This window comes from Bradyrhizobium sp. IC3123 (genome assembly GCF_020193625.1).
In the GTDB taxonomy this organism is placed as follows: Bacteria; Pseudomonadota; Alphaproteobacteria; order Rhizobiales; family Xanthobacteraceae; genus Bradyrhizobium; species Bradyrhizobium yuanmingense.
In genome coordinates, this window is the sequence record NZ_JADYVF010000004.1 from 170,752 (window position 1) to 195,696 (window position 24,945).

Consider the following 24,945-nt stretch of genomic DNA (forward strand, 5'->3'; position numbering starts at 1 on the left):
CCGCACCTCGCCATGAAAAATACGCAAAGCAAAACGGCGCGGGATGATCCCGCGCCGTTAAGGAGTCCTAACCGATCAGGTTGCGATCAGCCCTTGGTGACCAGCGGCGGCGGCACGTAGGCCGGCGGGCTGTTGAGATCCCAGCGCACGCCGAGCTTGACGTCGTGCGAGGTGATGTCCCTGACCTTGATCGAGGTCGGGCCGGAAGCGCTGTTGTCGAACAAGCGGTAGTTGCCGGGCGCGGCATCGCCGAGGTTCATGTAGCTGTAGGCCAGTTCGACGGTGAAGCCGGGATTGACCTTGTAGGCAAGACCGGCGTGAGCGGCCCAGGCGAGGTTCCACTTTCCGTTGTCGGCAAAGTAGGCGACGCTGTTGTTGAGCAGCGGGCTGTAGGACACGCCGTCGTCGCGGAAGCCGCTGAGCTTGTTGTAGGAGCCGCCGACGCCCGCGCCGATGAACGGAGTGACGCACCACCAGGTGCCGAGGTCGACATAGGCGTTGGCCATCACGAGCCACTCGGACTTGCTGCCGCTGTAGTTGTTGACGCCGACGAAGCCGGGTCCCACGACATTGTCGCTACCGTGCAAATTGGCCTTGCCCCGGTACTGGCCGATGACGTCGGCGCGGAACCAGTTGTTGAAGCGATAGCCGACGCCGAGGCCGAACAGCGGCGAGGAGTCGAAGCCGAGGCCTTCCGTCGTCTTCGAGTACCCGGCCGGCAGGGCGCTCTCGATGCGCTTCGCGCTCTGGTTGGTCATGCCGATGTCGCCGCGCAGATACCAGCCGCCGAAGTCGGCGGGCGGAGCCGGCGGCGCGTACATCGGAGGGGGGGCGGCGATCGGCATATCGGCGGCGAACGCCATCGACGAGATCAGGGTTGCCGCACCCGCGGCAAGGAGAGACTTAACGCTACGCATTGGCTTCGTCCTTATGGCCGGTGAGGCTGAATACGAGCGCCTCACGTTCTGGAAACTCACGGGGGGACGATGCCAGCAAATGTTTAAGCGCCACTTAACCCTAATTTTTAAGGTTGATTTTTTCTCACCCTACACGCGCGCGCCGTGCGAGCGTTGCAAAAATGCCGCGCCAAATGCGACATCGGCGCCGCATTCCCTAACGATGTGTGAAGCCGCAACGCGGCAAGAGAGGATGCGTTAACGCGCGTTTCGCGGCAGCTTGGGTAGGAACACCGCGAGCAGCCCGATCGCCGGCAGCCAGGCGCAGACCTGGTAGACGAACTCGATCGAGGTGTGGTCGGCGAGCTTGCCGAGCACGGCCGCGCCCAGGCCCCCGATGCCGAAGGCGACGCCGAAGAACACGCCGGAGATCATGCCGAAGCGGTGCGGCACCAGCTCCTGCGCAAACACGATGATCGACGACGTCGTCGAGGAGATGATCAGGCCGATGGCGACGCTGAGCACCGCGCTCGCAACGAGCCCGGCATAGGGCAGCGCCAGCGTGAACGGCAGCGCGCCGAGGATCGAGATCCAGATCACGATCTTGCGGCCGAAGCGGTCGCCCAGCGGACCGCCGAGAAACGCACCCACGGCGTTCGCCGCGAGAAAGACGAAGAGATAGATCTGGGCTGCCTGCGTCGAGACGCCGAAACGGTCGATCAGGTAGAAGATGTAATAGCTCGACAGGCTCGAGACGTAGAGCTGCTTGGAGAACAACAGCACGACGAGCACTGCGAGCGCTACCGCGACACGGCGCGAGCTCGGCGCACCGGGCTGGGTGTGGACGGGCGCCGCTTTCTTCGTCGCGATCTGCGGCGCGTACCAGCGCCCGATGCGCCAGAGAATCAGGATGGCGAGAAACGCGATCGAGGAGAACCAGGCGATGCTGCCCTGCCCGAACGGCACCACGATCAACGCGGCGAGCACCGGCCCCATCGAGGTGCCGAAGCTGCCGCCGAGCTGGAACACCGATTGCGCAAAGCCGTAGCGTCCGCCCGAGGCGAGCCGCGCGATGCGCGCCGATTCCGGGTGAAACACCGCCGAGCCGAGGCCGACCAGCGCGGCGGCGACGAGGATGACGAGATATTGGTGCGCGACGCTAAGCAGCAGCAGGCCGAAGAAGGTCGAGGCCATGCCGACCGCGAGCGAATAGGGCTGCGCCTTCTTGTCGGTGTAGTGCCCGACCACCGGCTGCAGCAGCGAGGCCGTGAACTGGAATGCCAGCGTGATCATGCCGATCTGCGCGAAGTCGAGCGCGTAGGCGTCCTTCAGGATCGGGTACACCGAGGCGATCAGCGACTGCATGGTGTCGTTGAGGAAGTGCGAGACGCTGATGCCGGCGAGCACGATATAGGCCGGCCCCTTGGCGGCGGCCGGCGCCAATTCGGCGACGACGACGGGCTCGGTCAGCGTTTCCTCTGAGACGACGACAGGCTTGTTCAAGGCGGCAATCCGGCGCGGCAGATTGCCGCGAGGTGCTGATTACGACGCAAGCGACGGTGGGACCAGCGTCAATCGCAAATGGCTGGGATGCGCCTCTTACCCTCTCCCCTTGTGGGAGAGGGTGGCTCGCCGCGTTAGCGGCGAGACGGGTGAGGGGTTTCTATCCTCACGAGCTGTGTTGCGAGCGGATAGAACCCCTCATCCGGCGCTTCGCGCCACCTTCTCCCGCAAGGGGAGAAGGAAGGACTCAAGCCGCGGCCTGCCCCAATGCCGAAACAATGGTGTCGACGACGTCCTCGACGAGGTGACGGTCCTCGCCTTCGCCCATGACGCGGATCACGGGCTCGGTGCCGGAGGAGCGGATCAAGAGGCGGCCGTGGCCGTTGAGGCGCTTCTCGCCGTCGGAAATCGCCGACTTGACGTCGGAATCATCGAGCGGCCTGCCGCCCTTGTGGCGGACGTTCTTGAGGATCTGCGGCAGCGGATCGAAGCGGTGGCAGACTTCTGACACCGGGCGGCGCAGCTTCTGCACCACGGCGAGCACCTGCAATGCGGCGACAAAACCGTCGCCGGTCGTGGCGTAGTCGGACAGGATGATGTGGCCGGACTGCTCGCCGCCGAGATTGTAGCCGCCGTTCAGCATCTGCTCGAGCACGTAGCGGTCGCCGACCGGCGTGCGCACCAGCTCGAGCCCCTGCCCTTGCAGGAAGCGCTCCAGCCCGAGATTGGACATCACGGTGGCGACGATGCCGGGACGCGAGAGGCGTCCATCCTCCTTCCAGCTCTGCGCGATCACCGCGAGCAGCTGGTCGCCGTCGACGACATGGCCGCGCTCGTCGACCAGGATGACGCGATCGGCGTCGCCGTCCAGCGCAATGCCGATGTCGGCGCGCATCTCGCGCACCTTCTTCGACAACGCCTCCGGCGAGGTCGAGCCGCAATCCTTGTTGATGTTGAAGCCGTCGGGCTCGACGCCGATCGGCACGACGTCGGCGCCCAGCTCCCACAGCGCTTCGGGCACGACCTTGTACGCGGCGCCGTTGGCGCAGTCGATCACGACGCGAAGGCCCTCGAGCGAAAGGTCGCGCGGCAGCGTGCGCTTGGCGAATTCGATGTAGCGGTCATGCACGCCGTCGATGCGGCGGGCGCGGCCGAGGCTCGCGCTTTGGGCGAGCCGCTTGTCTAGGGATTCGTCGAGCAACTGCTCGATCTGCCGCTCGACGTCGTCGGACAGCTTGAAGCCCTGCGGGCCGAACAGCTTGATGCCGTTGTCCTCGAACAGATTGTGCGAGGCCGAGATCATCACGCCGAGATCGGCGCGCATCGACTTGGTCAGCATCGCGACCGCCGGCGTCGGCATCGGGCCGACCAGCAGCACGTCCATACCGACCGAGGTGAAGCCTGCGACCATGGCGTATTCGATCATGTAGCCGGACAGACGGGTGTCCTTGCCGATCACGACGCGGTGGCGATGGTCGCCGCGCTGAAACGCAAGGCCCGCGGCCTGGCCGACCTTGAGCGCGAGCTCCGGCGTGATCAGTCCGTTGGCGCGGCCCCTAATCCCGTCCGTCCCGAAATATTTCCGGCTCATATCGTCCCCCAAGCAACAACCAGGGACTCCCCTCTACAACCACGGGCTGCCCCAACGGGACCCGCATCCCTGATTTGCCGAGGTCTTATAAAGCTATCGCGGCTAACTTGGCTTCAAAAAATATGATGAATCATTACGGAACCGGCGCCGCGACCGCCCCCGATAACACATTGTTAACATTGCAATTCCGGCGTGACCAGCGAAAAGCGGTGGAACTCGCCTTAATCCGAGCGCTTCACATGGCCGTCCGCGCGGCTCGGCGCCGGCTGGGTGACATTGACGGGATCGGAGCCCGGGAAGGTCTCCTCCAGCCCCTCTTCGAGCGCCTCCTCGAGATCATGCTTCTCCTTGATCTCTTCCGGCGAAGGTCCTGCGTGCGGCTTCGTCATGACGCTCTCCTTGGCACTCTCCTTCCAAAACGTTCTGCAAACGATTTGGCTGTGCATCCAACCATGCTAGATGACCCCGAAATCTTCCGATGCAAGACTGTTTGGTACGTGACGGGCCGGGGAAACGACATGAAGCATATTACCTGTATCGACGATCTTCGCACGCTGCATCGGCGCCGCGTGCCGAAGGCATTCTTCGACTATTGCGACCGCGGCTCCTACGCCGAGGAGACGCTGCGCGCCAACCGCGAGGACATGCAGGCGATCAAGTTCCGCCAGCGCATCCTGGTCGACGTCTCCAAGCGCGACACCTCGACCACGATCCTCGGCGAGCCGTCGACGATGCCGCTGATCCTCGCGCCGGTCGGCCTGCTCGGCATGCAGCACGGCGACGGCGAGATCCACGCCTGCCGCGCCGCGCAGGCCGCCGGCATCCCGTTCACGCAATCGACCATGTCGATCTGCTCGATCGAGGACATCGCCGCCAGTGTCGAGAAGCCGTTCTGGTTCCAGCTCTACGTCATGAAGGACCGCGGCTTCATCAAGGAATTGATCCAGCGCGCGATGGCCGCCAAGTGCAGCGCGCTGGTGCTCACGGTCGACCTGCAGGTGATCGGCCAGCGCCACGCCGACATCAAGAACGGCATGACGGTGCCACCGGAATGGTCGCTGTCGAAGCTGCTGGACTTCGCCAGCAAGCCCGCCTGGGTCTCCGGCGTGCTGCAGGGCAAGCGCCGCACCTTCGGCAATATCGCCGGCCACGTGAAGAACACTGAAGATCTCAACCGCCTCGCCGAATGGACGGCCTCGCAGTTCGACACCTCCTTGAACTGGAAGGACGTCGAGTGGGTCCGCAGCATCTGGCCGGGCAAGCTGATCATCAAGGGCATCCTCGACGTCGAGGACGCCGAGGAAGCCGCCAAGACCGGCGCGCAGGCGCTGGTGGTCTCCAACCACGGCGGCCGCCAGCTCGACGGCGCGCCGTCCTCGATCGAGGTCCTGCCCGAGATCGCGGACGCGGTGGGCGACAGGATGGAGATCATGTTCGACGGCGGCATCCGCTCCGGCCAGGACGTGATGCGCGCGCTGGCGCTCGGCGCAAAGTCGTGCATGATCGGCCGCGCCTATGCCTATGGCCTCGGTGCCGGCGGCCAGGCCGGCGTCGCCAAGGCGATCGACATCATCCAGAAGGAGCTGCTCACCACGATGGGCCTGTGCGGCGTCAACCGGGTGGACGAGATCGACGATCACGTGATTGCGGTGTGAGTGCGTCTGCCGGGATGCCGCAGCAATAATCACTGTCGTCCCGGACAAGCGCGCCCAAGCGCGCGCCGATCCGGGACCCATAGCCACAGAAGGGTGTGGCTATGGGGGCTCGGAGTGGCCTGCTTCGCGCAACAACTTTTCCCTGTGGTTATGGGTCCCGGACCTGCGCTGACGCTTGTCCGGGACGACGGCGGCATTTCAGGCGGCAGGTGCGCGTCTCACAGCCCCTCACATCGGCGGCGTCAGGCCGTCGCGGCCGACGCTGACGCGGTTGGTCTCGAACGAGCCGTCGGGCAATTGCTTCATGAAGGCGATGACCTTGGCGCCGGGCTTCAGCTCGGATTTGTCGCCGGGCACGAAGGTCACGACCGGCGTGTCGTCGGCGACGAACACCTTCTTCTCGCCGTCCTTGTACTTGACCAGCAGCGTGTGACCGTCATTGCCGACGACGCTCTCCGCGACGGTCGCATTGGTCATGCTGGAGTTGGGCTTGAGGTCCCAAGGGCGCGAGCCTTCGCCGGTGCCGCGCATGCTTTCCGGAAACACGTGCACCTCGACGGCGTTCTGGCTGCCATCCGGTCCCGGCACGGTGGTGGCGCCGATGAACGAGCCCGGCTTGATGTCGGCGAGCGAGATCTTGGTAACGCCCGACACGTTCACGTCGGAGGCAAGGCGAAGCTTGACCTCTTCACCGCTGCGCGACTTGACCTGCATGGTGTCGCCATTGACGCTTTCGATGGTGCCGCGCACGCGCGTCGGCACCGGCGCTCTCTGGGCGAAGGCGCAGTAGGTTGAGACGACCACCATTGCGACGGCGATCAGTGGACGTGTGAAGGATGCACGTTGAACAGTCATGACGATCTCCGATGGCCCCCTGGAATGGAGAACTCCGAGAGACCGCGCACTATTCTCTCAAGTCTTTGTGAGATCGGCCTCGACCAATGCGCGCAGCTCGGCCGTGACCTCGGGCCGCCGGCCGAACCACAGCTCGAATCCGCGCACCGCCTGATGCAGCAGCATGCCGAGCCCATCGGCGGTCTTCAGGCCACGCGCCGTCGCCGCGGCGAGCAGCGGCGTCACCAGGGGAACGTAGACGAGGTCGGCGACGACGGCATCTTCCGGCAGGCGCGCGAGGTCGACGTCGAGTGAAGGCTGGCCATGCATGCCGAGCGAGGTGGTGTTCACGAGAAGCTTTGCGCGCGGCAGCACCTCGCCGATCGCGTCCCACGGCAGCGGATGCACGTTCGATCCGAACTGTTGTGCCAGCGTCTCGGCCCGCGCCATGGTGCGATTGGCGACATGCACGCAGCTGATGCCGCGTTCCAGCAACCCAAACACGACCGCGCGCGAGGAGCCGCCGGCCCCCAGCACCAGCGCTTCCTCGGCCATGTCCCAGCCGGGCGCGCTGGCGTCGAGATTGTTGATGAAGCCTTCGACATCGGTGTTGGTGGAGCGCAGCTCGCCGTCGGCAAACCACAGCGTGTTGGCGGCGCCGACCGCCCTGGCGCGCGCGTCGGGCGTTGACAGCGCCAGCACGGCTTCCTTGTGCGGGATGGTGACGTTGGCGCCGACGAAGCCGCGCAGCGACAGCCGCAGCACGAAATCGCGCAGATCCTCGGGCGGCACCGCCTCGATGACATAGCCGCCCTCGATGCCGAGCGTGCGCAGCCAGTGATGGTGGATCAGCGGCGAGCGCGAATGCGCGGCCGGCCATCCGATCAGACAGGCTGCAGGGGGCTTGGGCGCGGTCATCTTTCCCTCGGGTCGTTTCCGAGGCGATCCATTTCGCGTCGCGCCCGCTCTGTCAAGCGCGCGCGGTCAGCTCGCAGCTGTCTCGTCGGCGGCCCGGCCCTTGATGTCGGCGATGGCGCGCTCGAGGCTCGTGCGGTAACGCGCGCGCGGCGGCGTGACGCCATGGGTGAGCAGCGCGCGGCGGACCGCGGGCGAGGCCCCGGTGATGAACAGCCTGATGCCCTGGCGGTGCGCCTTGGCGGCGACGCGGCCGATCACGTTGGCCGCGGTCGAATCCAGGAACGGCACCGCGGCGAAATCGACCACGAAGGCCTTGCGCCGGTCGGCAATGCCGTCGAGCACGCCGCCGATCGCCGAGGCCGCGCCGAAGAAGAACGCGCCGGTGATGCGATAGACCAGCACGTCGCGGTCGACCGCAAGCGCGGGATCGTAACGCACACGGTCGCCGTTGCCGTCGTCGGGGCGATCATCCGCAACCAGCGGCGAGCGCTCCTCGATGCCCGTCATCTCCGCCATGCGATGGATGAACAGCACCGCGCCGAGCGCGAAGCCGACCAGGATGCCCTCGGTGAGATCGCGGAAGATCGTGAGCAGAAAGGTCGCGAGCAGCACCACCGCATCGCCCCATGACGAGCGCAGCAGAGTTGCGAATTCATGCTTCTCCGCCATGGTCCAGGCCACCACGACCAGCACCGCGGCGAGCGCGGCCAGAGGGATGTAGCTTGCAAGCGGCGCCGCGACCAGCATGAACAGCAGCAGGAACACCGAATGCAGCATGCCCGCGAGCGGCCCGCGCGCGCCGGCGCGGATGTTGGTCGCGGTGCGCGCGATCAGCCCGGTGACGCAGATGCCGCCGAACAGCGCCGAGCCGATATTGGCCGCACCTTGCGCCACCAGCTCGCAATTGGAGCGATGACGGCGGCCGGTCATGCCGTCGGCCACCACCGCCGACAGCAGCGATTCGATCGCCGCCAGCAGCGCGAACGCGATCGCATCCGGCAGCACCGCCCTTGCCTTTTCCAGTGAGAACGCGGGCAGCGCCGGCGATGGCAATTCGCGCGGGATGCCGCCGAAGCGCGAACCGATGGTCTCGACCGGCAACGACAGCACCGCGCTGGCGACGGCTGCAAACACGACCGCGATCAGGATCCCGGGCCAGGACGGCCGCCAGCGGCGCAAGGCGGCGATAATGCCGATGCTGACGAGGGCGACCGCGACGGCGGACGGATTGATCGTGTTGAGGCCGCCGGCGAGCGCGACGAGCTTGGGCACGAACTCGCTGGGCTCCTTGCCCGCGAGCGTGATGCCGGAGAGATCGCGGAGCTGGCTGGCAAAGATGATGACGGCGATGCCGGCGGTGAAGCCGACGGTGACGGGATAGGGAATGAACTTGATGTAGGTGCCGACGCGCAGCAGGCCCGCGGCGATCAGGAGCAGGCCGGCCATCATGGTGGCGAGAATGACGCCATCGACGCCGTGCCGCTCCGCGGTCGCCGCGACCAGAACGATGAAGGCACCGGCAGGGCCGCCGATCTGGAACCGGCTGCCGCCGAGCAAGGAGGCGATGAAGCCGCCGGCGACGGCGGTGTAGAGGCCGCGGTCCGGCGTCACGCCCGAGGCAATCGCGATCGCCATCGACAGCGGCAGCGCGACGATCGCGACCGTGAGGCCGGCGAAGACGTCGGCGCGGAAATCCGCAAGGCCGTAGCCTTCGCGAAAGACGGTGACGAGCTTCGGCAGATACAGTTCGGCAAAGGTCGGCTGACGCAGCTGGTGCAGCCGGCCTGCCTGATCGCTCGTGATGCTCATGTCAGCAAAGTGCTCCGCTGGCCCCACAATGCTCCGAAGCATCGTGCGTCCTAAGGTGCGACGATGCGCTAGCCCATCTTGATCCCGGGCATGATCAACGCGCGATCATGCTCCGACACGGCGCGGCGGCCCCGGCTCCTTCAAGCGAACGCCACGTCCGCCGCTGTCGCTGCGGGCCTGCTCGCCGATCAGCTCGACGCCGGCCCGGTCGAACGCCTCGACCACCTTGATCAAGGTCTCGACCACGCCACGAACATTGCCGGTGGAGGCCTCCATCCGCTGGATGGTCGGCAGCGACACGCCGGCGAGCTCGGCCAGGGTTTTCTGGTCGATGCCGAGCAACGCGCGGGCTGCCCGCATCTGGAACGAGGTGATCACCTTGGCCTCACTTACGAGCAGTTATAAGTGATATCTAGAACATATACAACGATGTAAAATACATCATCCCGCGATGAATGCAAGCGACCGCCCGTCTGGCTCCTCCGTCATTGCGAGGAGCCCTTGCGACGAAGCAATGACGAAGGCGAGGAGAGCGCGAGAGTCCAACGTTCACCGCACGTGTAGACACAGCCTCTCACCCCACCCTCTCCCCGTAAGAACGGGGAGAGGAGTGAGAGGGCGTGCGGCCCTTACAGCGGGAGCCGCCTCACGCCGCGTGCTGATGTGCGGCGATGATCTGGTCGGCGGCGCGGCCGGTGACTTCGGCCATGTGGTCGAACTGGCGCGTGAAGCTGCCGGCGCCGGCGGTGGCCGAGCGCAGCTCCACGATCAGCTCACCGATCTCCGCTTCCGGCATCATGGCACGGACACAGTCCCAGCCGGTCCAGCCCTCGCGGGTGTCAAAGCCGAGAATCTGGCCGCGCCGCGCCGACAGGATCGCGTTGATCTTGGCGGTGGCGTCGGTCGGGCAGACGATCTCGACCATGTGGATCGGCTCCAGCAGCACCGGCTGGCATTGCGGCAGGCCTTCGTTGAGCCCGACCCGCGCGGCCGTGCGGAAGGCGAGATCGGAGCTATCGACGCTGTGATAGGAGCCGTCGGTCAGCGTCACCTGCACGTCGGTGACGGGGAAGCCGAGCGGACCGCGCGCCAATCCATCGACGACGCCCTCCTCCACCGCCGGGATGTAGTTGCGCGGCACCGCGCCACCCACCACCTTCTCGGCGAACTTGAATCCGTCGCCGCGCGGCAGCGGCGTGATGTCGAGCACGACATCGCCGAACTGGCCGTGGCCGCCGGACTGCTTCTTGTGACGGCCGCGCTGGGTGATCGGCTTGCGGATGGTCTCCTGATAGCCGATCGCAGGCGGATGCGAGGTGATCTTGACGCCGAAGCGGTCGCGCAAGCGCTCGCTGGCGACGCGCAGATGCATCTCGCCCTGGCCCCACAGCACAGTGTCGTGAGTCTTGGCGTTCTGCACGATCATGAGCGAGGGATCCTCCTCATGCAGGCGCGTCAGCGCCTGGCCGAGCTTGACGTCGTCCTTGCGGTCGGTGGCCGCGACCGAGATCGCGAGCACCGGCGGCGTCGGCTCGATCGTGATCAATGCCGCGGGCGCCGTCTTGCCGCTCGAAACCGTGTCACCGGTCTTGACCGGATCGAGCTTGGCGAGGGCCACGGTCTCGCCGGCTTCGGCCGAGGCGCGCTTGGTGTCGTAGGCGCCGTTGACGGCGAGGATGCCGGAGATGCGCCCGGCACCGCCGGATGAGGATTGCAGCGTGGCGCCGTCGTCGAGATGGCCGGCGAGCAGCCGCGTCAGCGACAACTTTCCGCCGTGCTGCGAATGCAGCGTCTTGAAGACATAGCCGAGGGCGTCCTTGGTCTCGGATACGCCAAGACGTTTTGCGGTCTCCGCAACGCCGGGCGCCTCGTGACGCAACGCCTTCATCAGGCGCAACACGCCGTTTTCGCGCACGGCGGCGCCCAGCAGCACCGGGCAAATCAGCCCTTCCCGCAATTCGCGGGCGAGATCGTCGAAGACGGCATCGCGCGGCGGCTGGATGTCCTCGAGCAGCTGCTCCATCAGCGCATCGTCGTGATCGGCGAGCTTCTCCAGCATCGAGAAGCGGGCTTCCTTCTCGCGATCGAGATCGCCGCCTTCGAGCGCGATCACCTCGGAGGCCTTGTGCTCGCGATAGATGAAGGCGCGCTCCAGCGCGAGATCGACGAAGCCCTCGATCAGCTCGCCCTTCCAGATCGGGATCTGGCGCAGCACCAGCGGCACGCGCGAGGCGGGCTGCAGCATCGCCAGCGTCTCGCGGATGCGCTGACTGGCGCGGTCGATCTTGTTGAGGAACAGGAAACGCGGGATCTTCAGCTCCTCCAGCTCGCGCAGGATGATCTGAAGCTGCGGCAGCTTCTTCTCGTCGGCCTCGCAGACCACGATTGCGGCGTCGACCGCCGGCAACGCGGCGCGCATGTCGTGGGCAAACTCGACGGAACCGGGACAATCGAGAAAGGTGTAGCTGTCGCCCATGAAACTCGTGGTGGCGGCAGTGAGGCCGACGGTCATCTTGTGATGACGGGCCTCGGGCGTGGCGTCGCCGACGGACGTTCCGGCATCGACGCTGCCAGCGCGCGGGATTGCACCCGTTCGCGCCAATATTGCTTCCAGAAGTGTGGTTTTACCGCTTTGGAAAGGGCCCACCAGCGCGATGCACCGTGGACCTCGGGGACTTCTGACGTCTTGTCCCATTTCGCCGCCTCCTTGGTGTGGAGCTCGGCCCGTGATTGGGTCGGCAAACGCCGATGCTCTGCCCCTCCCCGAGATTTGGCAAGCATCAAACGTCGCTGCGGTGCGTCGTCAGCAAAATCGCGCCGCTTCGCGCGGCGCGATCACACGCAGAAGTGTCAACGGCCCGGACGGAGTTCCAGGCTCTCGAGGCCGGCGGCGATGTTGAGGCCGACCTGGCCCTGCACGCTCAGCGGCTGCAGCGCGATCGAATTGTTGGAGCCGCCGACCAGCACGTTGCCCCCCAAGCCGACACCGACCGAGGCGCTGCCCTGCGCGCCGACGTAATTGCCGGAGAGGTCGCCGGGGCCGAGCCGGTCGACCGGCGCGAACACGCCCCAGGCCAAAGCCGTCTCCTGGGTGATGCCGATGTCGAGGCCCACTTTCCGGATGGTCGCGACGTAGCGGTCGTCGGGCAAGCCGTCGGCGCGCAGCACGCAGCCGAGATGAGTCACCGATCCCACGATGAAGCCGACGCTGGCGCCGCCGCGGCATTCGAGAACGCCGACCCGCGCCATCCGCTGCTGCGCGCCGGTGTTCACGACGGAGGCGATGAGGCCGGCAGCGGTGAGTGCGGCGAAGAGGAACGAACGGCGCATGAATGTCTCCGGCAAAAAATGTGATGCGAGCAGAGAGAGCGCCCCACCCGTGTTGCGGGTCTATGCCACAAGAGCCGCGGCCGTGCCAGCTCGCGCGCGTTTAGAATCGAACTTGCGGAGAGACCCCTCACCCCACCCTCTCCCCGTAAGAACGGGGCGAGGGAGTGAGAGAGCCGTGCGTCCCTCACAATGCAACGTCGCCGGCCTTGCTTAACCTCTCCCCGCTCTTCCGCGGGGAGAGGTCGGATCACATCGCAGATGTGATCCGGGTGAGGGGCCGGGCACAACGCCGACCAGAAACAAAAAGTCCATCCGACTCCTCTTATCGAAAAACAACAAAAAAGGCCCGCCGAAGCGGGCCTTTCCGATTCTTGTCGCGACCGTCTTACCGCAGATTGCCGCAGAAGCGCTGGATGCGCTTGCAGGCGTCTTCGAGGTCCGAGGTCTTGGTCGCGTAGGATATGCGGAACGCCGGTCCAAGGCCGAAGGCCGACCCCTGCACCACGGCGACGCCTTCGGTCTCCAGGAGCTCGGTGACGAAGTCCTCGTCATTGGCGATCACCTTGCCCGACGCCGCGGTCTTGCCGATCGTGCCGGCGCACGACGGATAGACGTAGAACGCGCCTTCGGGACGCGGGCACTCGATTCCCTTGGCCTGATTGAGCATGGAGACGACGAGGTCGCGCCGCTCCTTGAACACCTTGTTGTTGGCGGAGATGAAGTCCTGCGGACCGTTCAGCGCCTCGACCGCGGCCCATTGTGCGATCGACGACGGGTTCGAGGTCGACTGCGACTGGATCGTCGACATCGCCTTGATGAGCTGCGCGGGACCGCCGGCGTAGCCGATGCGCCAGCCGGTCATGCAATAGGCCTTCGAGACGCCGTTCACGGTGAGCGTGCGGTCGTAGAGTTTCGGCTCGACCTGCGCGACCGTGGTGAACTGGAAGTCGTCATAGACGAGATGCTCGTACATGTCGTCGGTCATCACCCAGACGTGGGGATGCTTCACCAGCACGTCGGTGAGCGCTTTCAGTTCCGAACGCGTGTAGGCAGCTCCGGTCGGGTTCGACGGCGAGCACAGGATGACCCATTTGGTCTTCGGCGTGATCGCGCGCTCGAGCGCCTCGGCCTGGAGCTTGAAGCCGGTCGCGGCGGTGCAGACCACCGGCACCGGCTCGCCGCCCGCGAGCGCGACCATCTCGGGATAGCTGACCCAATAGGGCGCGGGAATGATCACCTCGTCGCCCGGATTGATGGTCGCCATCAACGCGTTGTAGAGCACCTGCTTGCCGCCGGTGCCGACGATGATCTGGTTCGGCTTGTAGGCGACGCCGTTCTCGCGCTGAAATTTCGCGATGATGGCTTCCTTCAGCTCGGGGATGCCGTCGACCGCGGTGTACTTGGTCTTGCCGGCCTCGATGGCGCGGATCGCCGCCAGCTTGATGTTGGCGGGCGTGTCGAAGTCGGGCTCGCCGGCACCGAGGCCGATGACGTTGCGGCCCGCCGCTTTCAGCGCGCGTGCTTTATCCGTGACCGCGATAGTCGCGGACGGCTTCACACGGTCGAGCGCAGCGGCAAGGAAGGACATCATCATCTCCTGGCGAGCGTCGTGAAGCCCTTCGCCTCACGACTCCAATTGTGGGAATGAGCCACCCTAAAACGTGCGCCGCTGCGCCGCAAGAAACTTCGGCCCGATCCCGGAAAAGTTTACGATTTGGAGCGCTGCGAGGCGCGGTTTCCCGCAATATTCCGTAACTTTTGCCTCCGGAATTGCTCATATCCGACAAGGCCTGTCCTCGGAGCAATTCTGGATGGTGCACGTCTCCAGGAAACCGCTCGTCGTCATGCCCGGGCTTGTCCCGGGCATCCACGTTCTTCGTGCGCCAAGTGAGACGTGGATGGCCGGGTCAAGCCCGGCCATGACGATGCGGAAACACTGGCGTCCTAATCTCGATCGTCTATGCGGTAGCCTACGTAGAGCGATGTGTCCGCAGATTGACGTACATGTGAACTGAACTGCATCGTCGCGAAATGATCTTCCTCTCCATTGCAGTGCGGTAGGGTTTTCGAGTTTTTCTATCGGCCGGCACTTGCGGCGGATTCGCATCGGCATCATTGTTTAGCCGCCTCGCGGGGCAACGGGCGCCGCGTCTTCTCGTCCTCGGATTTCGAACGCCAGAATGTACAAGCTCTATTCGATGCAACGCTCGGGCAACAGCTACAAGGTCCGCCTTGCGCTGGCGCTGCTCAACCTGCCTTACGAAGCGGTGGAGGTGGACATTCTGCGCGGCGAGAGCCGCACGCCGGATTTCCTGTCCAAGAACCCGTCGGGGCAGGTGCCGCTGCTCGAGGTCGGCGAGGACCGCTATCTCGCCGAGTCCAACGCCATCCTCTGGTACGTTGCCGTCGGCACGCCGCTCGCGCCGGAAAACCGCATCGACCGCGCCGAGGCGCTGCAATGGATGTTCTTCGAGCAGCACGCGCTCGAGCCGAACATCGGCGCGGCCTATTTCTGGCTGTCGCTGGTCAAGGGCGGCCGCGACCTGCAGACCCATTCGCTGGAGGACTGGATGGAGCGCGGCTATGGCGCGCTCCAGGTGATGGAGAATCACCTCAAGACCAATTCCTATTTCGCCGCGCGCCAGCTCACGGTCGCCGACATCGCGCTGTACGGCTACACCCACCTCGCCGACCGCTGCGACTTCGACCTCCAGGCCTTCCCGGCGATCCGGGACTGGCTCAAACGCGTCGAAGCCGCGCCCGGCTTCGTGACCATGGACTGGCGCCCGGCCGACATCGACGACCCCGCCAGCATCGCCGCGAGCGCCTGACGGCGCGTCCGCTCCGGCGAATAGCGGGCATAAGGGCCGCCTTTGCCGCAATCCCGCCACTTTCGGCGCGGTCGCCGCCGCAATGTTGCCGGTTGAAACTGGGAAATTCTGGAAAGTCGCGGGTGATTCGCTCGCGTGTTGAAGGATTTAGACCATGATGCGGGCGTCCGGCACAGCGGGGTTTCAGAGCCCATCCGCTACCGTCGCGTCTTCCCGGCTCACCCATGCGGTCGCGGCTTCGCTCGCCGTCGCCGCGCTTTCGCTGTGCCTGATCGTCACCCTGACGGTGTTGTCGACCAAGGCGACCATGGCGATGGGCCTGCCGGTCTGATTCCCGTTTCATCCTGGACCAGCCTTCAGGGCGCCGTGCGGCCCGCGCCGACCGGCATCGCGACAGGACGTCAATGAAATCACCTGTGGTAGTCGTTGCAATCACCCTGACTGCGGCCATCCTGGTCGCGGCCTCGCTGCTGATCATCGTCGGCACGCGCAAGGGCACGGGCACGTCGACGCTGCATGCGCCGACGCTGCAGCAGCGCGCGCACATGGTCTAAAGCGCGATGCGATTAGGATGAATCGTCATCGCGCTTTAGGTTATTGTTTGAGCATGATCTTTTCGGAAAACCGCTTCACACTTTTCCGGATCATGCTTTAAAATCATCCGAAAGCCTTACGCATGCACGCAAGCGCGCCTTAAGCACGCCGCACGAAATCGCATCGCAGTCACGCAACAATCAGCCAGTGTTGCGGCCTTACCTCGTTCGGGAGGAGCGAGACAGGTCCATGCGGTTCGGATGGCGTGCGATCTCCGGTCCGGCGCTGACGGCAGCGACCCTGCTGCTGGCGATGCAGCTCGATCGCTTTGTCCCCGCCCCCTCGCCCGCCCCGCTGTTCGTCGCCATCGTGGCTCTCGCCGGCGCGCTCGCAGGTCTCGCCTCCGCCGTGACGACCGCGATTGTCGCGGTGATCGGCGCGGCGCTGTTCTTCCTCAACCGCCACGGCGTCTCCGGCTATAGTGCCGCCGATCTGGCGCCGCTCGGCCTCCTGGCCGTCACCGTTTTCGGAACCGCCGGCATCACCGGGCTGATGCGCGAGCGGCTGCTCGGCAGTTTCGCGGCCGAGCGCCGCAGCCACGCCATTGCCGCGCGGCTGTCGGCCGCGCTCGACAAGGTCGATATCGGCATCGTGCTGCTCGATGCCGAGACCCGGGCCGAATTCATCAACCGCGCGTTCCGCGACTATTTTGCGGTGCCGGACGAGGTCGCCGAGGCGAAGCCACCCTTCATCGCGCTGATGTATCACGGCCGCGACACCGGCGCGTTCGCGCTGCCCGAGGACGAGCTCGGCACTTTCATCGCGCAGCGCATGGAGATGGTGCGGGTCGGCGATGCCACGCCGATCAACGTCGCGCTGCGCAACGGCGAGGTGCTGCGCTTCGTCTGCGCCGCACTGCCGGACGGCGGGCGGATGCTGAGCTACACGCCCGTGACCGACCTCGTGCGCCACACCGATGCGCCGGCGCGCGCCGACTACTACCGCTCGCTGCGCGATCCGACCGGCCGCAAGCTGATCCAGTACTTGCGCGTTGCGGAGTGAGGCGAGTGTGCGATTGATCGGCAGCAGGATCATCACGTATGAAGGGCATGCCTTCATCGCGCACCTCCGAGATCGCGGAAATTTACATGTCGCTCATCATTCGCGCCGTCACCAGGCAGGATTACGATCAATGGCTGCCGCTGTGGGACGGCTACAACGCCTTTTACGGCCGCTCCGGTCCGACCGCGCTCGCGCCCGAGATCACTGGGATGACGTGGCAGCGCTTCTTCGATGCTTATGAGCCGATGCATGCGCTGGTCGCCGAGGACAACGGCCGCCTGCTCGGGCTGACGCATTATCTGTTCCATCGCAGCACCACCGCGATCGAGCCGTCCTGCTATTTGCAGGACCTGTTCACATCAGAGGCCGCGCGCGGCAAGGGCGTCGGCTCGGCGCTGATCCATGGCGTCTACGAACGGGCGAAGCTGGCGGGATCGCCGCGTGTCTACTGGCAGACGCACGAGACCAATCTCACGGCGCAGCGCCTGTACGACAAGGTCGCGGAGCGCTCCGGCTTCATCGTCTATCGCAAGATCTTCTGAGTCGTGCCGGGAGCCTGTGGATAACTCCACCTGTCACCCGCGCGTAACACAGCAAGGCTAGGCTGCCCCTGCGTCTGGTCAGGCCCCCCGTCACCGATCATGCGCCCCAGCGGTCCCCGTCAGTCGCCGCGTCTGACAGGGGCCGCATTTTTTTGCTGGCAGCGCTACTTGGCAGCGTTACTTGGCGCCGCGCCCCACGGTCTGCATCACCTCGAAACCTTCGAACTGGGGATGGCCGAGATAAAGCGGCTTGTTGTCGCCCGCTTTATGATGCGCCGCGCGAAATGCTTCCGACTTGGTCCAGGCCTCAAACGCCGCATAATTCGCCCACACGGTGTGCGAGGCGTACAGCGTGTGGTCCTCGGCTTCCGGCCCGCGCAGCAGGTGAAACTCGACGAAGCCCGGCACCTTGTCGAGATGGGTGTCGCGCGTGAGCCAGACCTGCTCGAAGGCAGCCTCGGAGCCCTTGGCGACGCGGAAGCGGTTCATGGCGATGTACATGGGGTGGTGTCTCCTGATGCTGCGCCATATCTCGTCATTCCGGGACGCGCCGCAAGGCGCGCCCCGAAATGACAGCGTCTGTGGGTTAGGTAACCAGCCCCTTCATCGGCCTTGCGCTTGCGCTGTCGGGAAACACCGTCTCGGCCAGCACGCGATCGGACAGGCCGAACTGGTCCTGCAGCACGCCTTTTAATCGCGGGCCATGGATGATCTGTCCTTCGCGCGCTGCGAGGTGCTTTCCTTTCGACGCGAACGGCGCGTAATATGCCGCAGCCGCAGATGAACCCGGCATGAAAATGACGGCGAAGCTTCGACGTAGATCATGACACATCCGACCGAAATGCCGTCTGCGCGGGCACTTGGGCGCCGTCTCACCTGCTCCCGTTGCGGCAGCGAATTCGGCTGCGATCTCTCAGGGACCTGCTGGTGCGCGGAGGAGACGGCAAAACTGCCGATGCCGCTCGAGGGCGAGGACTGCCTGTGCCGGGAGTGCTTGCGGAAAGCGGCGGCGGAGGCGGAGGCGGCGAAATAGTCGACGTCGACCGTTGCGTCAGGCGGATGTCGACCGAGGCAGGCGACCGATCACGCAAACACCGCGTAAGAGCAAGATCAGATCGACCTTCTTAGAGCTCCATTTACCTTCGCCCGGGCGGAACCCGTAAAATACCACATCTCTTAACCGGACACGGATAGGTTGCGCATCGTCAATTCGAGTACGCGCATGAGCCGCTTCATTCTCCTGACCTGCATGGCCTTCCTTTCCGCTTTCGTCGGTATCTCCTGGGCACTCCGCGGATTTCCCACCTATTCCTTTTCGCCGATCGGCGAGCTGAGGCCGACGCTCACTGCAACATTCGGCGATGAAAGCTCCAAGGCCCATGCCCGCAAGATTTGGGAAGCGGAGCACACCACGATGAGCGACAAGGATCCGAAGCTCGACGCGGTACGCATGGACGCGTTGCAGGCCGGTACTGCCTACGCCATGTCGCCTTGCGATGACACGATGAAGGCGAATCTCATCGCGGCCACGACGGCCTATGCGCGCGGCTACGCGGAGATCTACGGCTGCCCGAACCCGGCCATGGGAATGTTCTGCAGCGAGAAGAAGCGTGACCAAGCCAACGCGGCATATTCGACGCCGCTCGACGCGCGCGTCAAGGCCGCGCTCGCGGAAGCCTTCGAACAGAAGGGTGTCGTCAAAGAGGATTTCCCCGCGGACATCCGTCCTACGGTTCTGGCGTTCGCGGGTCCAGGCCTGTGGTCCGATCCGTCACCGGTGTGCCTGCCGCGGCAACAGGCGACGGCGAGCCGCATCTGGTTTGTCGTCTGGGCGGTCGTCATCTGGCAGATCGCAGCTTGGGCGTTCGCGCCCGAACCAGAGACCCGGCCACCGGTTCCGATCAATAGCCCGGGATACGGCACCAACGAAAGATATTCGGTGGACGGCAGAGTGAGACAGCGCGAGAGCGCCATCGCCACGCTGGAACGGCCTTATGGCGCCCGCTGCACGGGCGAGGGTCGAAAGCAGTTCATTAGCGGTCTCGACGAATACTACTATCAGCGCCAGAACCAGATGGAGCGCTATCCCGAGACGTTCGGCAAGCCCGGTGCCGACTACATCGCGACACAATGGTCGACGGGTGAGGACAGGCGCATCGAGCGCCTGACTCAAGAAGCCTATGCGCAAGGCTATTTCACGCTCGCTGACCTGAACAGCGTCGCACGCAAGATGGTCGAAACCCTCGTCAGGAACGAGCGCGTCACGGCAAAAGCCTGCGGGTGACGAAAGTCGCGCGCAGGCTCACACGCGATGTCCCGGCGACTTCCGCGCCATGCCATCGAACGCATCCAACAGCTTTTCGCGCCAGGCATAGACCGGATCATCCGCTTCGAGCAGCTTGAACGGGCTGGCCGCGCACGCCCATTGGAATCCGCCGAACGCGATGTAGTCGGCACAGTTCGGTCATGTTAGCTATTGTCGTGTTAAATGCATCGCTGATTCCCGTTCAGCTGATTGATCTCCTCGCGCCATTTGGGCCGGACCGATGCCACTAAACGTTCACCCAGAATGCAAAGAGCGCTTACTGCAAACTTTGACGACTGCAAAAGCCCAACTCTATGTTGAGAATGGGAAGTTCATTTCACGCTCTGACGCGCTGCCAGCGCTTGAATTGCCCGAGAAAGTTCTTCCGGGCAAAGGAGAACTCCGATCGCAGCTTAGCCTCTACATCGACAACGATAGGCCACTCACTGAATTTATCCTCGACACCTTGTCTGAAGAACTATCCCATCTGCCCTTTGATGATGTTGCGAGACAGCGTCTGACTGAACTCGACGGCTATAACGAAAGCGCACTTGTTGCGCAGCGTCTCCTCAATGCGCTGATTGATCTCCCACGGCAATATACGCTTAGCTTCAAACTTCCCACCGAGTTGTCCACCATGTTGGGAGATCAATCCGTCGTAGTGATCTCTCCTCGGTTACGCCTCGTAAGAGTCACAGACGAAATCATTTCCCAGTACCCGCCAAGCAAATCTGAAACGAGCCAAGTTGGCGCTCTCAGTGGACTGCGGACTGAATGGATGGCTGTCGGCAGTACATTGGCAGATGGATGGTATATATCTTCAAGTTGATGCCCAAGGTTTTATCGGGCCGTATGGAGGCTCGCAACCACACTTAGAAGCAATACGGGCGTTGCGGGCCTTCTCTGGCCTTGGTCTAGCCCTCGGTTTGTTCGAGGTAAGCTCAGATTACCTCCCGCAATCCCCTCCATCCGATATCCTGCTACATCGACAAGATGCTGGAGGAGAGTTTGTCGCAGTGCGGACCATCTCCCTGGACGATGGGATAAGCCGGACCATCAAGCGTCTGAGGCTGAGCGGCTTTATCGACTTGCTTGGTGATCCGAAGCGACGCTCCCAGTTCGTTACCAGCACTTTCTTTCTGATCCAAGCAGCCTTATCCGGAGGCAAGAAGGCCGATCTTATCTTTCTTGCATCGCAGTGGTTTTTTGACGGACATAGCCACGGATCTGATCAATTGCTGAAATTCGTTCAGACGATGATCGTTCTCGAAATATTGCTTGGGGACAAAGCATCGTCCGACCAAACCGGTCTGAACGTTTTGCTACGAAACCGCTGCGCGTATCTGATCGGGACAAGCCAGGAAGATCGAGCAGAAGTCCTGGAATGGTTTCGGAAAATATATGACGTTCGATCGGAAATCGTTCACACGGGCAAACATGCGCTCAGCACGTCTGAATTAGAACTTTTTGCTCGGCTACGATGGATATGCCGCCGCGTTATTAGGAAGGAAATCGAGCTGCTTCGAGCAGATCAGGGTAAAGGCTAGTGTGTATTACACCTCATGCCCCGGCGACTTCCGCGCAATGCCGTCGAACGCATCCAGCAGCCTCTCGCGCCAGGCATAGACTGGATCATCCGCTTCGAGCAGCTTGAACGGGCTGACCACGCGCGCCCATTGGAATCCGCCGAACACGATGTAGTCGGCGTAGTTCGGTGCCTGCCCGCCGAGAAAAGGTTGCGTCTTGAGCGTCTGCCGCATGATCTCGAGCGATTTGCGGAACGCGACGATGCCGGTGTCGCGGCCCGCCATGATCTCCTCGAGCGTCTTGCCGCCGAAGCGCGCCTCGCGCGACTTGCGGAAATAGGCGGCATCGACCTCATTCAGATTGTTCGGGATGTCGGCGATGATGAGCGGAAAGATGCCGCCGACGATGGCGATGTCGCCCCACGCATTGATCATGCGCGCCATCGCGCGGCCGCCCTCGCCGCCGAACAGCGACGGGCGATCCGGAAAATGGTCCTCGAGATAGTTCGCGATGGTCCAGGAATCCACCACCGCCCTCTCGTGATGCAGCAGCACCGGGACCTTCTCCGAGCCGTGCGGCGCGATCGCGCTCTTCTCGGTGAAGCGCCAGGGCAGCGATTCCGCCGCAAGGCCCTTGTGCGCCAGTGCCATCCGCGTGCGCCAGCAATACGGGCTGAAGGGGCGCGTGGGATCGGTGCCGACGAGTTCGTAGAGTTTGAGCGACATGGGCCAGTGCTCCATCATTGCGAGCGCAGCGAAGCAATCCAGGCTTCCGCCGCCAAAGACATTCTGGATTGCTTCGCTGGCGCTCGCAATGACGATGTGGAGGCAGATGTGCGCGTCACCGCCCGTTGGCGCGCAACAGCCTCTCGCCGCCTTCCGTCACCGCGATGACCAGCCCGAGACCGGCAATCGTCTCGCGCGCGACATAGCCGCGCTCGGCGGCGTCCTCCCAGATGGTGAGGCGCGGGCACGAGGTCTTCCAGGTCGCGATCACCTCGGCATAGGCGCGCGGCTCGCGCGCGACCCATTCGACGAAGTCCAGCACCAGCGGATCGGCGTTACAGCTCATTGCAAACCTCCCTTGTCGAAGGCGGCCAGAACCGGCGCACGCAGCAACAGCCAGCCGCCGTGGACGATGTAGTAGCAGGCGATGGTGGTGATCAGCTTGTTGGACCAGGCGATGAACTGCTGGTCGGTCATGGCTTCGAGGATGCGCCGCGCCAGCGTGGTGCCGAGCATCGAGGCTGCGATCGCGACGGCAGCGAGCACGGGATCGAGGCCCGCGGCCTGGTCGATGATGCCGCCGAAATAGATCAGCTTGGTGAAATGGCTGACGACCTGGCACATCGCTTTGGTCGCCACCTTCTCGCGCCGGCCGAAATCGCCGCCGAGGAAGAAGGTGTCGAGCAGCGGGCCGGAGACGCCGGTCATCAGCATCAGGCCCATGCAGATCGTGCCGTAGACCGTGCCCTGCCAGAGGCTATCAGGGTCCGGCTTGATGTTCGCCGGCAAAAGCCGCGCCATGAACGGGGTGATGCCGAGCAGCAGCAGCGCGACCGGCTTGTCCGGCACGTAGCGGGTCAGCGACCACGCCGCGAGCGCGAGGGCCGCGCCGACCATGTAGTTCGCAACCGGCCGCCAGCGGATATGCGCCCGCCACAGGAACGCGCGCCAGCCGTTCGAAGCCATCTGCGTGACCGCATGCAGCACCATCGCGGTCGGCAGCGGCATCAGGGCCAGCAGCACGCCGATCAGGATCAGCCCGCCCGCCATGCCGAACAGCCCCGACAGGAATGCCGTGGCCACCATCAGCAATCCAAGGGCAGCGATCATGATGGCCGTCACGAAAGGAATCTCCCGAGGGCGAGTGAGGGACGCAAACTGTTTCACTCCCTCGCCCCGCGAGGAGAGGCGAAGGCACGCGCCTGCTTCAACAAATCAGCACGAATTACGCTGATGTTTGTGCCTCGCTTGCGCCTCTTCCGCAAACTGAGATATCTTGCCCTGGCATCAGCTTTCCTGAGGGTGGGTCATTTGCGGCGGCTGCTGTTTCTCAACGGCATCAAGGCGTTCGAGGCGGCGGCGCGGACCGGCAGCTTTGCTGCGGCCGGGCTGGAGCTGAGCGTATCGGCGGCCGCCGTCAGCCGCATGGTGCACCTGCTCGAAGAGCGGCTCGGCGTCGCCTTGTTCGAGCGCAAGGCCAACAGGCTCGTGCTGACGCAGGCGGGCCGCGCCTATCAAAGCGGGCTGACCCCGATCTTCGATGCGCTGGCGAGCCTCACGGCGCAGGTGACGGCGCCCGCCAGCGTGCGCGTGCTCACCATCGGCGTCGGCCACACCTTTGCGATGCGCTGGCTGATCCCGCGCCTGTCGGAGTTTCGCAGCGAGGAGCCCGACATCGAGGTGCGCTTCACCACCGGCGGCGCCACGGTGCCTTTCGGCGAGGATTGGAACTGCGGCATCAAGCTCGGCACCGGCGACTGGCCCGGCCTCGTCGCCGAGCCGCTGTTCGCCGGCGACCTCACGCCCGTCTGCGTGCCGCGCCTTGCCGGCGGACTGAAGCGCCCGGCCGACCTGAAGGGACCGAGCCTGATCCGCGTCGCGCACTCACCCGAGGACTGGCCGATCTGGTTGAAGGCGGCGGGCACGGCGAGGATCAACGCGCGCGGGCCCGAGTTCCAGTTCTACGGCCAGGCGCTGCAGGCCGCGGCCGACGGGCTCGGCATCGCCATGGGCATCCGCCCCTATATCGACGACGATCTCGCGGCCGGCCGGCTGGTGGCGCCGTTCGACCTGTCAGTGCCCAAGGGCATGCGCTGGTACCTGCTCTATCGCAGCTTCCAGACCGAGCAGCGCGACTTTGCCGCCTTCCGCCGCTGGATCATGCGGGCGGCATCGGAACCCGCCGCCCGGCCGCGCCGGATCGGCCGTGCTGCAGCGCGGAACTGAAGGCGGGCAAAAAAGCCGCCCGCTTGTGAACGGCTTCACATCCCAAAATCCGCAGACGTGGTCTCGTGACCCTCCGAAAAGAAACGTGGGACCTACACTCATGACGACCCTCTACGACGGCTTTGACATCGAATCCTTCGAAGCTGGCAAGGGGCTGTGGCACGCGCGGATCCGCCGGGCCGATCTCAGCCCGGTGGCCATCGACGGCGTGCTGTTTCCGGCCATGGAAGTCGGGTTCGCCTGGCCCGATCGCGATGCCGCGATTGCCGATGCCAAGCACCACATCGATCGTTTCCGGCGGCGGGCTGGCGACGACAAATAGGCGGTCCGCAGGCCGACCAGAGACAGGGCGGCGAAAAAAAGGGGGGGGGAACCGGTCATGTCCATCATCGAAACCGATGCGGTGCAGCCGCGGATCTACGCCCGCGCAGTGCTCTCCAACTGCCCGGAATGCGACGGCGATCTCACGGTGCTCCGTGTGATCGGCGGCCGCGCCGGATGCGAGTACTGGACCATGCGCTGCACCGATTGCGGCGGCATTCATCTCGACATCCTCGAGCCGAATGTCGCGGCCGGAGACGACGAGGGGCCGCTGCCGGCGGCGTGAACCGCAGGGCTGCTGCCAACCTGCTGTCAGCAGCCTGCACGGCCACGGGC

At 64.6% G+C, this 24,945-nt stretch carries 29 protein-coding genes and 1 pseudogene; 13 read left to right on the forward strand and 17 right to left on the reverse strand.

What is annotated here, in order from left to right; all coding sequences use genetic code 11:
- Positions 1–86: 86 nt before the first annotated feature.
- From I6F20_RS15060 to I6F20_RS15075, 4 genes are all read right to left on the reverse strand, one after another.
- Entirely contained in the window at positions 87–917 is an 831-nt protein-coding gene (locus I6F20_RS15060) for an outer membrane protein (RefSeq protein ID WP_036009511.1), read from the reverse strand.
- Positions 918–1,154: 237 nt separating this feature from the next.
- A complete protein-coding gene (locus I6F20_RS15065) occupies positions 1,155–2,399 on the reverse strand; it encodes an MFS transporter (protein ID WP_275945382.1) in 1,245 nt (414 codons plus the stop codon).
- Positions 2,400–2,646: 247 nt separating this feature from the next.
- Complete coding sequence (gene glmM, locus I6F20_RS15070; protein WP_157286558.1) at positions 2,647–3,990, reverse strand: phosphoglucosamine mutase; 1,344 nt, start codon at positions 3,988–3,990, stop codon at positions 2,647–2,649.
- A 221-nt stretch (positions 3,991–4,211) separates the two neighbouring features.
- On the reverse strand, positions 4,212–4,379 hold the full coding sequence (locus tag I6F20_RS15075; protein ID WP_167361667.1) for a hypothetical protein: 168 nt from the start codon (positions 4,377–4,379) through the stop codon (positions 4,212–4,214).
- A 129-nt stretch (positions 4,380–4,508) separates the two neighbouring features.
- On the opposite strand from I6F20_RS15075, the gene I6F20_RS15080 reads away from it, so the two are divergent.
- On the forward strand, positions 4,509–5,645 hold the full coding sequence (locus I6F20_RS15080; RefSeq protein WP_036009502.1) for an alpha-hydroxy acid oxidase: 1,137 nt from the start codon (positions 4,509–4,511) through the stop codon (positions 5,643–5,645).
- A 228-nt stretch (positions 5,646–5,873) separates the two neighbouring features.
- Here the strand turns inward: I6F20_RS15080 and I6F20_RS15085 are convergent, their stop codons facing one another.
- The 7 genes from I6F20_RS15085 to I6F20_RS15115 form a co-directional block, all read right to left on the reverse strand.
- Positions 5,874–6,500: a hypothetical protein gene (locus I6F20_RS15085; RefSeq protein ID WP_225126798.1), complete on the reverse strand. Its 627-nt coding sequence runs from the start codon at positions 6,498–6,500 to the stop codon at positions 5,874–5,876.
- Positions 6,501–6,557: 57 nt separating this feature from the next.
- Complete coding sequence (locus I6F20_RS15090; protein ID WP_225126799.1) at positions 6,558–7,397, reverse strand: shikimate dehydrogenase; 840 nt, start codon at positions 7,395–7,397, stop codon at positions 6,558–6,560.
- 66 nt (positions 7,398–7,463) lie between these two features.
- Positions 7,464–9,206, reverse strand: coding sequence for a SulP family inorganic anion transporter (locus I6F20_RS15095; protein WP_225126800.1), 1,743 nt, complete (start codon positions 9,204–9,206; stop codon positions 7,464–7,466).
- A 105-nt stretch (positions 9,207–9,311) separates the two neighbouring features.
- Positions 9,312–9,584 carry a helix-turn-helix domain-containing protein gene (locus I6F20_RS15100; protein WP_008566993.1) on the reverse strand — a complete coding sequence of 91 codons (273 nt, stop codon included), beginning with the start codon at positions 9,582–9,584 and terminating at the stop codon, positions 9,312–9,314.
- Positions 9,585–9,852: 268 nt separating this feature from the next.
- Complete coding sequence (locus tag I6F20_RS15105) at positions 9,853–11,901, reverse strand: elongation factor G (protein WP_225126801.1); 2,049 nt, start codon at positions 11,899–11,901, stop codon at positions 9,853–9,855.
- 155 nt (positions 11,902–12,056) lie between these two features.
- On the reverse strand, positions 12,057–12,536 hold the full coding sequence (locus I6F20_RS15110; RefSeq protein ID WP_036030909.1) for a DUF992 domain-containing protein: 480 nt from the start codon (positions 12,534–12,536) through the stop codon (positions 12,057–12,059).
- 385 nt (positions 12,537–12,921) lie between these two features.
- Positions 12,922–14,124, reverse strand: a complete 1,203-nt coding sequence (locus I6F20_RS15115; RefSeq protein WP_225126802.1) for a pyridoxal phosphate-dependent aminotransferase — start codon at positions 14,122–14,124, stop codon at positions 12,922–12,924.
- 592 nt (positions 14,125–14,716) lie between these two features.
- Here I6F20_RS15115 and I6F20_RS15120 point away from each other — a divergent pair.
- From I6F20_RS15120 to I6F20_RS15140, 5 genes are all read left to right on the forward strand, one after another.
- Positions 14,717–15,367 carry a glutathione S-transferase family protein gene (locus I6F20_RS15120; protein ID WP_025032208.1) on the forward strand — a complete coding sequence of 217 codons (651 nt, stop codon included), beginning with the start codon at positions 14,717–14,719 and terminating at the stop codon, positions 15,365–15,367.
- 154 nt (positions 15,368–15,521) lie between these two features.
- Positions 15,522–15,698 (forward strand): hypothetical protein, encoded by a 177-nt coding sequence (locus I6F20_RS15125; protein ID WP_162832045.1) that lies wholly within the window; start codon positions 15,522–15,524, stop codon positions 15,696–15,698.
- A 73-nt stretch (positions 15,699–15,771) separates the two neighbouring features.
- Entirely contained in the window at positions 15,772–15,921 is a 150-nt protein-coding gene (locus I6F20_RS15130; RefSeq protein WP_036009463.1) for a hypothetical protein, read from the forward strand.
- Between the two features lie 229 nt (positions 15,922–16,150).
- The gene (locus tag I6F20_RS15135; RefSeq protein ID WP_225126803.1) at positions 16,151–16,963 is read left to right on the forward strand and encodes a PAS-domain containing protein; all 813 of its coding nucleotides are present in this window, start codon (positions 16,151–16,153) and stop codon (positions 16,961–16,963) included.
- Positions 16,964–17,049: 86 nt separating this feature from the next.
- Complete coding sequence (locus tag I6F20_RS15140; RefSeq protein WP_109145980.1) at positions 17,050–17,505, forward strand: GNAT family N-acetyltransferase; 456 nt, start codon at positions 17,050–17,052, stop codon at positions 17,503–17,505.
- A 177-nt stretch (positions 17,506–17,682) separates the two neighbouring features.
- Here the strand turns inward: I6F20_RS15140 and hmuQ are convergent, their stop codons facing one another.
- Positions 17,683–18,006, reverse strand: coding sequence for a heme-degrading protein HmuQ (gene hmuQ / locus I6F20_RS15145; RefSeq protein ID WP_036009456.1), 324 nt, complete (start codon positions 18,004–18,006; stop codon positions 17,683–17,685).
- An 85-nt stretch (positions 18,007–18,091) separates the two neighbouring features.
- A complete protein-coding gene (locus tag I6F20_RS15150; RefSeq protein ID WP_225127167.1) occupies positions 18,092–18,298 on the reverse strand; it encodes a hypothetical protein in 207 nt (68 codons plus the stop codon).
- Positions 18,299–18,328: 30 nt separating this feature from the next.
- Here I6F20_RS15150 and I6F20_RS15155 point away from each other — a divergent pair, with 30 nt between their 5' ends.
- Together I6F20_RS15155 and I6F20_RS15160 are read left to right on the forward strand one after the other, a co-directional pair.
- Complete coding sequence (locus tag I6F20_RS15155) at positions 18,329–18,538, forward strand: cysteine-rich CWC family protein (RefSeq protein WP_225126804.1); 210 nt, start codon at positions 18,329–18,331, stop codon at positions 18,536–18,538.
- A 189-nt stretch (positions 18,539–18,727) separates the two neighbouring features.
- Complete coding sequence (locus I6F20_RS15160; RefSeq protein WP_225126805.1) at positions 18,728–19,789, forward strand: hypothetical protein; 1,062 nt, start codon at positions 18,728–18,730, stop codon at positions 19,787–19,789.
- Positions 19,790–19,807: 18 nt separating this feature from the next.
- On the opposite strand, the pseudogene I6F20_RS15165 reads toward I6F20_RS15160, so the two are convergent.
- Positions 19,808–19,969 (reverse strand): annotated as a pseudogene (locus tag I6F20_RS15165) (glutathione S-transferase family protein); the annotation flags it as partial.
- An 82-nt stretch (positions 19,970–20,051) separates the two neighbouring features.
- Between I6F20_RS15165 and I6F20_RS15170 the strand changes: the two are divergent.
- Together I6F20_RS15170 and I6F20_RS15175 are read left to right on the forward strand one after the other, a co-directional pair.
- Complete coding sequence (locus I6F20_RS15170; RefSeq protein WP_225126807.1) at positions 20,052–20,639, forward strand: hypothetical protein; 588 nt, start codon at positions 20,052–20,054, stop codon at positions 20,637–20,639.
- Positions 20,640–20,826: 187 nt separating this feature from the next.
- Entirely contained in the window at positions 20,827–21,357 is a 531-nt protein-coding gene (locus I6F20_RS15175; RefSeq protein ID WP_225126809.1) for a HEPN domain-containing protein, read from the forward strand.
- Between the two features lie 6 nt (positions 21,358–21,363).
- Here the strand turns inward: I6F20_RS15175 and I6F20_RS15180 are convergent, their stop codons facing one another.
- From I6F20_RS15180 to I6F20_RS15190, 3 genes are all read right to left on the reverse strand, one after another.
- Positions 21,364–22,062, reverse strand: coding sequence for a glutathione S-transferase family protein (locus I6F20_RS15180; RefSeq protein WP_225126811.1), 699 nt, complete (start codon positions 22,060–22,062; stop codon positions 21,364–21,366).
- A 115-nt stretch (positions 22,063–22,177) separates the two neighbouring features.
- Positions 22,178–22,408: a hypothetical protein gene (locus I6F20_RS15185; RefSeq protein ID WP_225126813.1), complete on the reverse strand. Its 231-nt coding sequence runs from the start codon at positions 22,406–22,408 to the stop codon at positions 22,178–22,180.
- A complete protein-coding gene (locus I6F20_RS15190; RefSeq protein WP_225126815.1) occupies positions 22,405–23,184 on the reverse strand; it encodes a TSUP family transporter in 780 nt (259 codons plus the stop codon). The genes I6F20_RS15185 and I6F20_RS15190 overlap by 4 nt, the downstream gene beginning before the upstream one ends.
- A 189-nt stretch (positions 23,185–23,373) precedes the next feature.
- On the opposite strand from I6F20_RS15190, the gene I6F20_RS15195 reads away from it, so the two are divergent.
- The 3 genes from I6F20_RS15195 (at position 23,374) to I6F20_RS15205 (ending at position 24,895) form a co-directional block, all read left to right on the forward strand.
- Positions 23,374–24,288, forward strand: a complete 915-nt coding sequence (locus tag I6F20_RS15195) for a LysR substrate-binding domain-containing protein (RefSeq protein WP_225126816.1) — start codon at positions 23,374–23,376, stop codon at positions 24,286–24,288.
- Between the two features lie 100 nt (positions 24,289–24,388).
- A complete protein-coding gene (locus I6F20_RS15200; protein ID WP_225126817.1) occupies positions 24,389–24,610 on the forward strand; it encodes a hypothetical protein in 222 nt (73 codons plus the stop codon).
- 57 nt (positions 24,611–24,667) lie between these two features.
- Positions 24,668–24,895, forward strand: a complete 228-nt coding sequence (locus I6F20_RS15205; protein WP_225114102.1) for a hypothetical protein — start codon at positions 24,668–24,670, stop codon at positions 24,893–24,895.
- The last annotated feature ends 50 nt before the right edge of the window (positions 24,896–24,945 follow it).